General features: G+C 41.2%; 11 protein-coding genes and 1 pseudogene. 2 read left to right on the top strand and 10 right to left on the bottom strand.

Annotated elements, in window-relative coordinates:
* Positions 1–49 precede the first annotated feature (49 nt).
* The 8 genes and pseudogenes from EJF36_RS18740 to EJF36_RS18770 form a co-directional block, all read right to left on the bottom strand.
* Positions 50–433 carry a sporulation protein gene (locus tag EJF36_RS18740; RefSeq protein ID WP_260471999.1) on the bottom strand — a complete coding sequence of 128 codons (384 nt, stop codon included), beginning with the start codon at positions 431–433 and terminating at the stop codon, positions 50–52.
* A 24-nt stretch (positions 434–457) separates the two neighbouring features.
* Entirely contained in the window at positions 458–583 is a 126-nt protein-coding gene (locus EJF36_RS18745) for an FbpB family small basic protein (RefSeq protein WP_125907757.1), read from the bottom strand.
* 953 nt (positions 584–1,536) lie between these two features.
* Positions 1,537–3,093: a recombinase family protein gene (locus EJF36_RS18750; protein ID WP_260471945.1), complete on the bottom strand. Its 1,557-nt coding sequence runs from the start codon at positions 3,091–3,093 to the stop codon at positions 1,537–1,539.
* A 43-nt stretch (positions 3,094–3,136) separates the two neighbouring features.
* Positions 3,137–4,141, bottom strand: a pseudogene (kamA, locus tag EJF36_RS18755) (lysine 2,3-aminomutase); the annotation flags it as partial.
* A gap of 516 nt (positions 4,142–4,657) precedes the next feature.
* The gene (gene ablB, locus EJF36_RS18760) at positions 4,658–5,506 is read right to left on the bottom strand and encodes a putative beta-lysine N-acetyltransferase (RefSeq protein WP_125907759.1); all 849 of its coding nucleotides are present in this window, start codon (positions 5,504–5,506) and stop codon (positions 4,658–4,660) included.
* Between the two features lie 84 nt (positions 5,507–5,590).
* The gene (locus EJF36_RS18765) at positions 5,591–6,973 is read right to left on the bottom strand and encodes a sigma-54 interaction domain-containing protein (RefSeq protein WP_125907760.1); all 1,383 of its coding nucleotides are present in this window, start codon (positions 6,971–6,973) and stop codon (positions 5,591–5,593) included.
* Positions 6,974–7,600: 627 nt separating this feature from the next.
* Positions 7,601–7,765 (bottom strand): hypothetical protein, encoded by a 165-nt coding sequence (locus EJF36_RS21655; protein WP_185806968.1) that lies wholly within the window; start codon positions 7,763–7,765, stop codon positions 7,601–7,603.
* Between the two features lie 112 nt (positions 7,766–7,877).
* Positions 7,878–9,143: a M20 family metallo-hydrolase gene (locus EJF36_RS18770; RefSeq protein WP_125907761.1), complete on the bottom strand. Its 1,266-nt coding sequence runs from the start codon at positions 9,141–9,143 to the stop codon at positions 7,878–7,880.
* Between the two features lie 453 nt (positions 9,144–9,596).
* Here EJF36_RS18770 and EJF36_RS18775 point away from each other — a divergent pair, with 453 nt between their 5' ends.
* On the top strand, positions 9,597–11,036 hold the full coding sequence (locus EJF36_RS18775; protein ID WP_125907762.1) for a CAP domain-containing protein: 1,440 nt from the start codon (positions 9,597–9,599) through the stop codon (positions 11,034–11,036).
* 198 nt (positions 11,037–11,234) lie between these two features.
* Positions 11,235–11,597: a large conductance mechanosensitive channel protein MscL gene (gene mscL / locus EJF36_RS18780; protein WP_125907763.1), complete on the top strand. Its 363-nt coding sequence runs from the start codon at positions 11,235–11,237 to the stop codon at positions 11,595–11,597.
* Positions 11,598–11,925: 328 nt separating this feature from the next.
* Here the strand turns inward: mscL and EJF36_RS18785 are convergent, their stop codons facing one another.
* Complete coding sequence (locus EJF36_RS18785) at positions 11,926–12,792, bottom strand: dimethyl sulfoxide reductase anchor subunit family protein (RefSeq protein WP_125907764.1); 867 nt, start codon at positions 12,790–12,792, stop codon at positions 11,926–11,928.
* 28 nt (positions 12,793–12,820) lie between these two features.
* Positions 12,821–13,372: a DMSO/selenate family reductase complex B subunit gene (locus EJF36_RS18790; RefSeq protein ID WP_125907765.1), complete on the bottom strand. Its 552-nt coding sequence runs from the start codon at positions 13,370–13,372 to the stop codon at positions 12,821–12,823.
* Positions 13,373–13,374 lie beyond the last annotated feature (2 nt).

Raw genomic sequence — 13,374 nt, forward strand, 5'->3', positions numbered from 1 at the left:
TCCATAGCCTCTCCGATTTCGCAATTGATTGATACTACTTTCAAAACTATTAAACAATTATAATGCTGTCTTGATCTTTGCTCTCTATTCCTTTATGAAAGGCAATCCTCGTATGAAAATAATACGATACATCATTTGATGAGAATGGAATATCAAAAGGTATTTTGAAAGCAAACGGAAACGTATTCTCTTCCGCTGAGGTAATCATCTTACTTGTGAGGATTGTCGTAAAGTCAATCACCTTTTTTGTTCCTTCTGTTTGATTAAATAAGATGAAATCACTTTCGATACGATTCACTTGCTGCTTTCTCGCACCACCAACAATGAAATAGTATCCTTTAATAATGTCTCCCGGGCTATACGTGTCTTTAGGCAGGATCAAGTCAACTCTTGCTGTACCTATTTTTGAGAAAGACATGTAATTCCAAAGCATCAAGTCGTTCCGCCTCCACCTAATCTATTTAGACTGAATGATTTTTTCGTCTATTCGTTTTTCAATTTTTTCAATTTGAGCCTTATCTTTTAGTAATTCTTCTCTGTTCTTTTTTAATAAATCCGTAAAGTTTACCTTTGTTTTTCTCATTCATTCCCTCTCCTTTTTTGATATCGTTTATGGCAGCAGGTTTTCTCTATATATAGGCAAGGTTTGATTTACCATGAAGTGTGGTGGGCCCTTTTCAACAAAGTTTCTCACCATTCCATCGACTGACCGAGGTGACAATTTCAACATATCCATCCGGCCAATCAAATGATCATAGACATTAAAAAAACCTTTACCACAGACGGTAAAGGTTAATACACATAAAAAGACCTTTACCTAGACGGCAAGGTCTTGCTAACAACGTAAGTTGCCAATAAAGCCGAGAGCTATTGCTCTGTAATGACGACTTTATTGTAAAAGCTACTCCCCTTAGGAGATACTATTCTACTGTTGAGATAATAATAAATTAAAAAAGTCCTTTCTGTCAATCGTTATTTTATAAACTTCCCAATAGTTTGACATTTTTGTTCACTATGACTCTATTTGAAAAATACCCGCATATTGTCGGAGACTATTGTAAAATTGTCAACTTAGAAAAAGAAAGGGTGATCAGCTATTACATGTAGTTAATCGCCTTCCTGCACCAGAATTCAACAAGGTATGACTTTTTCAATACCTCCTGTTGTTTTTTGTTGTGCGACTAGATTTTGCAAAATACATATGACAATCTTATACGCACACACCATTTCCATTTTTTACACTTCTGTACTTACCGGGAAACCTACCACATTCTTTTGTTACACAGCCAAAGGAAGCAATCACACTATCTAATTTCACCTGAATATCTATTATTTTTTTAGTTCACCTTTCTTTGAGTGTATATATAAATTTATAAACGCTTTTGCCATTAATTCTAGATTTGGTTCGTTTCTTCGAGTTCGGTTACATGGTGGTCGTTGGAGCTTCGCAATTTTGCTAGTTGTCTGCACCTTATTCACCACCTTCAATATTGTATTAAAATTACAATATGAAACAGTCTGCAAACAGTTACAAGCTTATGCTTTATACTCAATTTCAACACAAAAAGGATAATATCTTCTTTCTTTACTTTGTGTAGATTTTTTCAGTAAGTCATCCGGCATGATACGTGTGTAATATATTTTACTTATGAAATGTTTAAGCGCTTCATTACCTTTTTCGCAGCTGAAGTAGTCTATTTTATCTACTAAATCAATGGTACCTTGCAGTAACTCATTCGTATCATCTGAGAAAGGCATATAATCTAACATTGTTAGCTTTTCACTTTGCAAATGTTGCTCGATAGCTTTTAATGCCTGTTTCTTTTTTATAATTTCTTGATCCGAAAATAATCCGTGCAGTGCTAAATCCAACAGCCGTTGTTGTTGTTGGCGATTGTCCGTTAGTTGCTTCTCAATGTGAGCTAATCTAGTTTTGCGCTGTTCTTCAAGATTAGTTAAAGATTTTTTTTGTAAAAAAGAAATAACTTGAGGCAATGATTGTTTATACTGCGTTAGTTCTTGCTTCACTTCCCATTCAACACACTCTAGTTTAATACCACCATTGTTACATCTTTCTCCGTTTTTAAGAATGTACTCACATTTCTTAATTGTATAGCCTGTCGCACTTTTATTGTCTTTCCGTATCGCCATTTTCCTGCCGCAGACTCCACAATAAATTAAATCCTTTAGCATCGTAACACCTGTTTTTCTAGCTGCTTTTTCTCGAACTATCAACGTTTTCTTCGCTTTCTCCACTTGTTCTTTGTTTACCCTCTCCCATTGGTCAGGATGTATAATCCAGGGATGCGCTTTATCTACGGTGATTGTTTCAATATTTTCGTATATAAACTTGCCATCTTTCTTCTTACGCTTGCGGTCATTAAAGACGATCGTACCTTTATACACTGGATTTTTCAGTATTCGCTTAATAGTAGGTATGCTAAACAGACTGTTCTGTCTCGTTTTGTAGCCTTCTCTATTTAATATGTCGCGAATTTTATAGCTTCCTAGTCTCTTTTCGTACAATTCATACATGTATCGAACGGCTTGCGCTTCTTCTTCATCAATTTCTAGTCGGCGTGTTTCTTTATTTCTTTTATATCCAAAAGGGACCGTGCCACTAACATGAAGCCCCGCCCTTGCCATTGCCAGTTTATTCTGTTTGCTACGTTTCCCGATGATGCTATGCTCGTGACTAGCGAAGATACTTCCGACGTCAAACATAAGCCGATCATTTTCATTGTTTGATAGATCATACTCGTAATACGGCGTGAGGATGGGCTTATCATAATCCATACAATATTGCTTCACCGTTTGTGATATGAGCCCGTTGCGGGATAAACGTGAGAGCTCAAAGCATAAAATAGCATCGTATTTTTCAATTTTGTGAAGCAGCTGATGGAGTTGCTTTCTTTCGTCGAGTTCTGATTTGCCACCACTAATGACTTCACCGAAAATATCATATTTGCATGCGATTGATTCGGCATATGTTGTTAAAATGTCTCGATGGTTTTTTAACGTCTCTTCATTTTCATGTTTCTTTTCTTGGCTAATTCTCAAGTAAATCGCAAGATGACTGTACTTTTTGTGCACGAGAATTCACCCTTTTCTTCTATATACTTACTTCAAGAAACGCTGTCGGTACTGCATAACCAGACGTATGACCGCGCAAGCCTTCAATAATCTCAAGTCCTTTTGAGATTGGCGCTCGGAAGTGACCTATGCCCTCCGATAAGTCGCACTGATAAATGTAGTACGGGCGCACACGAATTTTTACTAAATCATGCATGAGTTTTTTCATAATCGGCACGCTATCATTAATGCCTGCGAGAATAACAGATTGATTGCCAACCGGCACTCCGGCGTTGGCAAGCATTTCACACGCTCGCTTTGAATCCTCGGTAATTTCAATGGATGTATTAAAATGCGTGTTTAGCCAGACAGGATGATATTTTTTAAAAATATTACACAAGTCCTCGGTAATACGCTGCGGGAACACGACCGGCGCTCTAGTACCGATACGAATAATCTCCACATGCGGAATATCTCGTAAATTTTTTAATATATATTCAAGGATTGTATCGTTGATTAACAATCCATCACCGCCTGACAATAGCACGTCACGAACCTCTGGCGTTTCGCGAACATACTGGATTGCCGCATCCAACTGCTTTTTCGGGACACCCATTCCGATTTGCCCTGAAAAACGACGGCGCGTACAGTAACGGCAATACATCGAGCACTGATTCGTGACAAGAAATAGTACGCGGTCCGGATAGCGGTGCGTTAACCCGGCAACAGGTGAATCCTCATCCTCCTCAAGCGGATCCTCCATGTCATATTTGGTTTTATTAATTTCTTCGCCGATCGGAACAGACTGCATGCGAATCGGACATCTAGGGTCGGTTGGGTTCATGAGTGATGCGTAGTATGGGGTAATGTTTAGCGGAATTGTTTTCGTTGATATGCGAACGCCCTCTTCTTCTTCTGGTGTAAGATCAATTACTTTTTTCAAATCATCTAGTGTGCGAATCGTGTTTGTGAGCTGCCAAAGCCAATCATTCCATTTTTCCTCCGGCACATCCTTCCAAAGCTCAATGTCCTTCCAGTGACGCGACGGTTTATATAAATCATGTAACATGGGGAATCTCTCCTTTATTGGCTGTTTGCATTATATAGATGCAAGTTTCGTGCCAACTTTCTGACGCGGAGAGATTGAGCTGTTTTCCTGTGTTTTCTTCGAATGAGTGCCGATTGAACATGCAAAATGCCGAAAAACCAGCAATTTCCCTTTTCAACTTAGACGCAAACAGCCGAACCCTCGGCACCATGCCCAAAACCCGGCAGCATGGGGACGGTTCTCACTCTGCCAACCGGCAAACTGGGGACGGTTCTCGTGCTTCCTTGAGCGACTCACTGTTACTGGTTATCCCTAGCGACATGCATCGGGCTCAGGTTTCCGTCTAGTGACATGCATCGGGTTCGTGCAACCTTCTAGTGACACGCATGGTGCTTGGGTTCGGGTTCGCGCTTCCTTCTATTAATACGTGGGGTGCTTCCCTTTACCGTCACGCATCGGGCTCCCACTTCCTTTTAGCCACTTAAACGATACATGCCGCTTCTCTTGAGACACTTAAACGATACGTCGCACTTCCCTTTAGCGACTCAAATCCTTCACCCACACATTCATATCCTCGAGCTTATCAAAAATATAGCAATTGTTCGTCAAGCGTCCCGTGTAGCAATACCCTAGTTGGTGAAGCGCCGCATTCATCCCATACGATAGCGCCCGAGCGATTGAGAACGCACAATAAATCCCGCGCTGCTTTAGTTCATCCTCCAGCTGCTTAAGAAGCTGCTTAATCAACCCATATTTGCGATGCTCATACAACGTCGCACAGTCCGTTAACTCCGCATGATGCAGCGTTTCATTTATATCCGCTGACGCCGCGCTCACTAGCTGTCCCCCACATTCGACCACATAAAACACGGTCCCCCCTTCGATCATTTTTTTTACATAAGCCGCCTCTGTCACAGGCGTCGGATACACCGCGAACACCTTACCGTACAGCTCCGACAGCGCATGGGCATCTACCTTCGTCGCTTTGCGAAACACGTATTTTTTCGGAATATCGGAGGCGGCGCTCGGTCGCGCTGATCGAACTGCTTCGAGAATCCCATCCTCCTTCACCCATTGTGAGCTCGTTCTCCTCGCATCGTCTGCGAACCGAGTCATGATGTAATTATCAGATCCATTGAAAAAGCCATATATAATTGCCTCTAACTCAAACTGTAGCGACAATAACGTGTGAAAATGCTCTGAACGCGCAAAGAAAATTAGCTTTTTGAAATTATGTTGACTAAGGATTGGGTCGAGTGTTTTGACAATGTCTTGCACGTTGCCGCGATAATCGTCAACACGCAGTCGCTCATTGAAATAGTCAAGAAACAGCTGTACTTCGTATTGAGATGTTTTAAATTTTTTCGTTTCGTAAGGTGGGGTCATTGGATTAACCTCCTTTTGCTCGAGTTCTCATTGCAATCCAGGTTTTGCTAATTGTAGGTCGCCGTCTATTTTGAATCACACAACCTACTGCTCCCCATATTTCTTCATTTTATATTGCAGCGTTTGTCTCGGAATTTTTAAAATGGTAGCTGCTTTTAACACATTGCCGTTTGCAATGCGCAGAGCTTGTTGGATAAGGTTCCGTTCGGTTTGCTCGACTGCTAATTTAAGAGGTTGAATTGTTATTTTTTCACCAAGTGCACGCGTTACGACGTGAGGCAGGTGTGCCATCACAATCGTGTCACCATCGCACATATTCATTGCATACTCAATCGCATGCTCAAGCTCACGCACATTCCCTGGCCACGAGTGACTCTCAAGGTACGAAAGGACATCATCATCGATATCAATGACGAGTTTGTTAAATAGATAATTATATTTTTTTATAAAATGGTATGTGAGAATGGGAATATCACCAAGTCGCTTTCGCAATGGCGGAATTTCAATAAAAAAAACATTTAAACGGTAATAAAGATCCGAACGCAGTTGCTGTTTCTCAATGCATAGTTGCGGATGCTCATTCATCGCGACAATGACTCGCACATCCACAACGTACGACTCGGTCCCGCCTACTCTGCGAATAACACCATCCTCTAACACGCGCAATAGCTTCGTTTGAAAATCGAGCGGCATCGCATGTATCTCATCTAAAAAAAGCGTGCCACCATGGGCAAGCTCAAATAATCCCGCACGATCAACAGCTCCTGTAAAGCTCCCCTTCTTCGTCCCAAACAAAATACTTTCTAATAAGGACTCTGGCAGTGACGCACAATTTTGTGCAATGAACGGCCCCTTTCGCCTCGCCGAGGCATTATGAATCGACTGAACAAGGAGCTCTTTCCCTGTTCCTGTTTCCCCATATATCATAATCGGCGACGAGCTGTTTGCCGCACGCCTAGCATACGCTTTAACCTGCTCCATCTCGTTAGATGCTGTGATAAAATCGTCCCAATTGTATTTAGCACCTGATGTGGTGGTTGGTTTGGCGGTTTGATTCACGACTTTCTCCTGCAGCTCAAGCAATTTCTGTGCGAGTTGCTTCACGCGTGATAAATCCTTTGCGATTTCAACAGCTCCAATAGTGCGACCACCGATTTTAATAGGCAGTGTCGTGTTCACTGTATCTATCAGTTGTCCTTTGTTATTTTTGTACGTCTGCGCCTGTTGATATATGGGCTGACCTGTTTCGATCACCTTAAGCAGCGTACTCGTGTGACTATTTAACGACGGAAATACCTCTAACACGTGTTTTCCTAGTACATGCCCAATCTCAAGCCCATCATGCGCCGCCGCCACTTTGTTGTAAAAAATCGTAATACCATCAGAGTCCACCGCATGGATGGCCTCATCAATAGTACCGAGGATTGCCTCAAGCATTTGTTTTGTTTCATACGATTTCAAAAACATAGCGTGACACCTCGATTTCTTGTGGTCTCTGGTTGATGGATTGAGCATAAATAGCTGGGTTTAATCAATATAACGACTAGGATTTATCGTGAGATTTTTAGGTTTATGCGTTATATTTTCGAGTTTATGCGTGAGTTCTTTAGGTTTATGCGCCAGATTATTGGATTTATGCGCGAATTCCTTGAGTTTATACGCCAGATTATTGGATTTATGCGCGAATTTCTTGAGTTTATGCGCCAACCTTTCCCAGTTGGCCACAAGAGTATGCACGGCGACGAACCTTCTAATTTTTAGGATACTTTTGATATCCGCATCCAGCAGTTCTCAACAATATGATTCATATCCATTATTATGTATATTTTAAAAAAGCTCTTCCTACAACCAATCTTACCGATAATAGTACTTTGTTTGTAGTTGGAAATGAACTTCCCTTGTAGAGATTTGACATGGCAGTGGTTGAAAACTTGGTATGTGGGGATGGATTTGTGGAATATGAAGCTTGACAGGAGGATTTTGACATGTGACTGCCGGACTTCGACTTACATTGGAGGACATTCAATAGCACATGGTTTTTAAGCAGTGAAACTAAATATAGCAAGAACATAAAAAAGCGAAAGGAATCTGTATTTATTCCTTTCGCTTCTCGTCATGTTTTTGTGCCGGATCCGGATGCTTGCCCTCTTCTTTTACTTCTTTGTTCGTTGGCATGTGCTCCATAATCTTCGATTGTTGTTTTAGTTCTTTTTCGTTATTGACCATGGTGCCGTTCAGTTTCTCATTTTTGTTGTTCATCCTTATCACCTCATGATTTATGTTCCCAAGGTGATAGTTTTTAAACATATAGCAGCCTTTATCAGTTTGCTAGCCTTTAACTATTTCTCTGATAGCAACTGATAGCACAATCCTAGTAATTCTCGACAAAATGCTTTAGGACGTGAACCGCGTGCACGCAGTCGTTTAGCATTGTCCACTCTTTTGGATTGTGGCTGATGCCTTCTTTACTTTTCACAAAAAGCATAGCAATGGGAATTTTTGCGCCGACAATCATTGCATCATGGCCAGCTCCGCTTGGCAAGTAGTACGGTGTGATGTTATTTGCCTTCACCGAGGACGTTAGTTTATCCAGCATATCGTCCTGCACGGGAACGGGCTCAATTCGGATTTTCTCCTCCCACGTAACAGTGACGTCGTCAATTTTCTTCAGTTCTTCAATCGCAAGCTCGACGAGGGCGTCTCGTGAGTTTGTGTGGATATCGCGAATGTCGACGATGAGCTTTACTTCACCGGCGATAACGTTGGCTCCATTCGGTGACACATCAAGCTTACCGACGGTTGCGACGGCAGTCGGACTTACCTTGTGCGGCAGACTGTTTAGCGCCACAACGAATTTACTTGCTGCCAGCAGAGCATCCTGGCGGTCGTTCATCGGTGTGTTGCCAGCGTGACCAGCTGCGCCTTTGAACGTTACTTCCATCCAGCAAGGTCCAGCAATTCCAGTGACAATGCCAACAGGAAGGTTTTCTTTTTCGAGGCGCTTGCCTTGCTCAATATGAACCTCAATGAAAGTGGCGATCTCACTCATGTCTCGTTGACTGTTAAAGAACTCATCTTCATTTAATCCGTACGTACGAATGACGTCGCTAAAGGGCTGACCTTCGATATCGACTAGGCGAGTGATTTCGTCACGGTTCACCTGTCCCATCATAGCTTGACTACCGAGTAGACCTCCATTGAAGCGAGCACCTTCTTCGTCAGAAAACACAACAACTTCAAAGGTGCGTGCAGGTTTGTAGCCATTAGTGCGCCACGCTTCGACTACTTCAAGTGCCGCGATGACACCTAGTGGCCCGTCAAAATGACCACCGTTTGGCACGCTATCAAGATGTGAGCCCGACATAATTGCTGGCAGAGTGAGAACCGTCCCCGTGCATCTTCCGAATATGTTGCCTGCTCCGTCTTCTCGTACTTCAAGTCCAGCGTCCTTCATCCATTGTGCGACTAATTGCTTAGCGTGCTTCTCTTCTTGTGAAAAGCCGATTCGGCGCGAGCCTCCATCCTCGGTGTAGCCGATGCTGGCGATTTCGGCGAGTCGTTGGGCGAGTCGCTCTCCCGACACGCCAGAGTGGTCTAGTGATGTTTCAAAGTCTGCAAGTAAACGTTCTTTAATCATGATTCCTCTCCCCTTTGTTTAAGATACTAATACAGTTACTTTAGTATAATGAACTTCGAAAGTCTAAATATATATTATTCTTTATTATAACTCTATTTTGATAGGGTGCACACAACAATAATGGTGGTAGTTCGTGTGGTTTTCAGGCAGATTGGGGACGGTTCTTATGCATCCTTTTCCACAATTAAACTGGCAGGTGAGACTATCATTTAACTGTATTTGGTTAAATAGATGGATTGTTCAAATTCAATAAACGGGCTCCTTGAGGCGATCTCCATTTGATTGTGCCTGCGCATGTTTTTTGGCAGAGTGAGAACCGTCCCCATGCTTCCTTTTTCATAGGTATTACGACTCTTTTTTACATTTCGACAAGGAAAATCGACATTTTCGGCTCAACAGATGGTTTTTCTTAGTATAATTCTAGTATCATATCTTTGATTGCGGGGAATAGAAATGAGAAAAATTTTAGTAGGATTTATTCTATCGATCGTGTTTATGACAACTGTAGTTTCGGCTGAATCTTCGTTGCCGGTTGATCAGTATATGGATTTCAAGTCTGATGAATATTGGACTCCAGCTGTGACGTGGGCAGTTGAGCGCGGTATCATGAATGGGTACGTGGAAGAAAAGTTACTGAAGCCATACAACCCGTTAACTCAAGCCCAGTACATGGCTATGCTGACGCGGTTTTTAGCAAAGGATGAACTAGCAGACGCCAATGCTGCATATACAGATAGTTGGGCAAGTGGCGTTTACTATGTTGCTAACAGGTATAACTTATTTTTAAAAGACGGATTGCATGACGGCACTCTTAATCAGCCTATTACTAGAGGAGACACTGCGAAACTATTAGCAGAGGCTGTGTCAGGGAAACGAATGACACAGAAGGATGCTATTCAGTGGTTGTATGACAATAATTTATCGACTGGCTATAAGGATGAAAGTGGGGTTTATCCGAAAACATATGCATCCTATCGTCCACACGATACATTGAAGCGAGCACAAGGTGTTGTGTTTTTATTTCGTTATTTGCAAAGCGGATTGCCTCAGACGATACAGCATGTAAAAGTGCATGATGCATTGTATGAATTAGGCAAAGATGCAGTTGTAACAATTGGCATGACAAAACAAGAAGTAGATGATAAATTAGGTGAAGCGCAACGAGTGACAACGAGTGAAATAGGATATGAATGGTACACGTATCATGAAAACTATCGAAATTTTATTATGGTAGGCATGTTAGATGAGCGCGTGGTAGCCACGTATACTCCATCAGTGTCGATGTATAGTAAAGTGGCGGTTGGTCTGACTATTCAGGATGTTGAGGACTTTCTTTTAGCTGGAAAAGGGACATATACAGGAGGCTTTAAAGACAAAACCTATCACGCCAACGAGGATCAATCTGTTTTTCTTTTTTACGATAAGCATGAGGATTATAAATTAACAGGTGTGTTTATTGAGAAAACAGACATGGGACGCTATTCTGATTATAAAAAGGACATACAAGATGACTTTGAATTACAAGTGTTTGATATTACGAATGCCATTCGGAAAGAGGCAGACCTTGCTACTCTTGAATGGGATGGTCGTGCAAAGGAATCAGCCTATGCCCACAGTTTAGATATGGCATTGAATCAGTACTTTGCTCATACGAATTTGGACGGGTTATCTCCGTTTGATCGCATGAAGGCGGAAGGTATCCATTATAGGAGTGCCTCAGAAAATATTGCTGCTGGTTATCGTAATGCGGTATTTGTCGTAGAAGGATGGATGAATTCGTCCGGTCATCGTAAAAATATTTTGTCTAGTATGAGCGAGTACTTAGGCGTCGGGGTTGCTTTTACTGATCAAGGGTATCAATATTATTACACACAAAACTTTTTTTCAAAATGATAGATCGCTGTTTAGTAATGGAGCTCTGATTTTTAGGGTTCCTTTTTTGTTCCAGTTTTGGGCCATGATAGATGCCCGTTACCTGAAGGCTATCATATAGTTTATGTTTGTTCACGGTTTCGAGAACGAGATACATATTTACTAACTTGTTGTACACATTACTTAAATAGAGCTTTTGTTCATAAGGAGTGATGAACAATGTGGCAAGAGTTTAAGAAGTTTGCATTGAAAGGAAATGTAGTAGACCTTGCAGTTGCAGTTATTATCGGAGGCGCATTTAATAAAATTGTGAAGTCGCTCGTTGACAATATTCTCATGCCGCTCGTTGGAACGTTGCTTGGTGGTGTAAGTTTTGAGGATTTAAAAGTGACAGTTGGTGATGCGGAAATCCTATACGGCGTTTTCATTCAAAGTGTGGTGGACTTCTTTATTATTGCGTTCTCTATTTTTGTGTTTGTAAAAGTTTACCGCAAGCTAGAGCGCAAGGAAGAACAAAAAGGCGCAAAGCCAGAGACGCAGGAAGATTTGCTGAGACAAATTCGGGATTTACTGAGGCAGTAGCAGTCTGAAAAATGTTACGGTTACGACAAGCAACCTGCCACAATCCAGTTCTCACCTTCTTCAAAACACTGGAACAAGGTTGATGTAGATAATATGCCTCCTCTTTTTTGTAGAATTGCGGCGATTTCGACACATAACTCGTAAATATTTCCCGAGAAATGTCTAACTATGAAGGATGCACGGGGACGGTTCTCAGTCTGCCGACGAACGAAGCACGGGGACGGTTCTTGTGCTTCCTTCGTCGTTAGACGAACGGAGGAAGCATGAGAACCGTCCCCAATCTGCCAAAAGGACCTATTAAAGAAATTATCTTTTTTTCTATATTCTTCTAGCCAACTATCATTGATACTCCCGTTCCATAGAAGATAAATCTTCCTAAAAATTCACCGATTATAACTAAAGCAAATGCTGCATAGCAGATTTTACATTGTGTTTGGGGTTTAATATTCTTATAAAATATCAGTCCTATAATAGCCAGTCCTGTAATTGATAGAATCCATCTAATTATAATCGAGTATGCATATTTTCCTGCAAATAAACTTGCTGTTTCTGCCCCCGCTAAACCTCCATCAACAGATAAACCAGCAGCATAAACTGGTAGATATATCAATTGGATAACGATAGCTGCTAACCCTGCTAATCCAAATACCTTTAATACTTTCATTAGTGCTTCTGTTTTCTCTTCTTTAGATTGTAGGACAACCATTATCACAGCAACAGCGCCAAAAACAACCGTCGTTCCGAAAAAAACTAGATACGTATTTACATCGATCCACGCCGGCTTTATGGTCACAAAATAAATACTCGCCATACTAAAGACTGCTCCTAATCCTACAATAGAGGTAACCCACCCTACTATTTGATTCCATGCACCTTTTCGATCTAGATAATAGGATACGATCCAAAGAACAAAGAAGCCACCTGCGAACAATATTTCTCTACTTAACCAAGAAGAATCTAGATTCAAAAGAGCACGGTATGCTCCTAATGGCGTCCCTAAATGGAACACTGATAATATAAGAGCAATGAACATGACTGGGCCTACAAGAAACAATCCTTGTTTCGTTACATTAATACTGAGCTGCCTATCTATATTCTTGTTTAGAGAACGAATAATCACTATAAATATATAGGTACCTACAGCTAGCTGTGATAGGAGTGTGAATAATATGAGTGGCCATTCTTCCGCAAACATTTTAAAACCTCCTTTAAATTTATTTTTACTAATACTTAGCTTGTTCCTTTGCATGAACGGTAATAGAAGGTTTTGTTATACCAGCATCAACAAGAACTTTCAAATTAGCATTATCACCATATTTCTTTCTAAGCTCAGCAATCTCGCCAAATTCTATTGCTCTCATTGGACATGAATCAACACATACTGGATTTTGACCTTCATCGACTAAATCTGCACAGCCATCACATTTACCAACTTTTCTCTCTTCTTCAATGTATTGAGGACCTTCATAAGGACAAGACCAAATACAGGTTTTACATCCGATACATTTTTCCCTATCTTGAACAACTAGACCGTCTGATTCCCGCTTGTATATGGCACCAGTAGGGCAGTTTTGTGCACATTTAGGCTCAGCACAATGATTACAGCTTAAGGAAAGGTAATAGCCCCAAGTTTTTGGATACCTCCCACCTTCAAATGAATATACTCGTCTAAATAGCACTCCTACTTTTAAATCATTTTTATCTTTACATGCAATTTGGCATCCTTTACATCCCGTACATATTACTGAATTATAATAAAAACCTTTTTGTCCCATCA

The sequence above is a fragment of the Bacillus sp. HMF5848 genome, assembly GCF_003944835.1.
Classification (GTDB): domain Bacteria; phylum Bacillota; class Bacilli; order Bacillales; family HMF5848; genus HMF5848.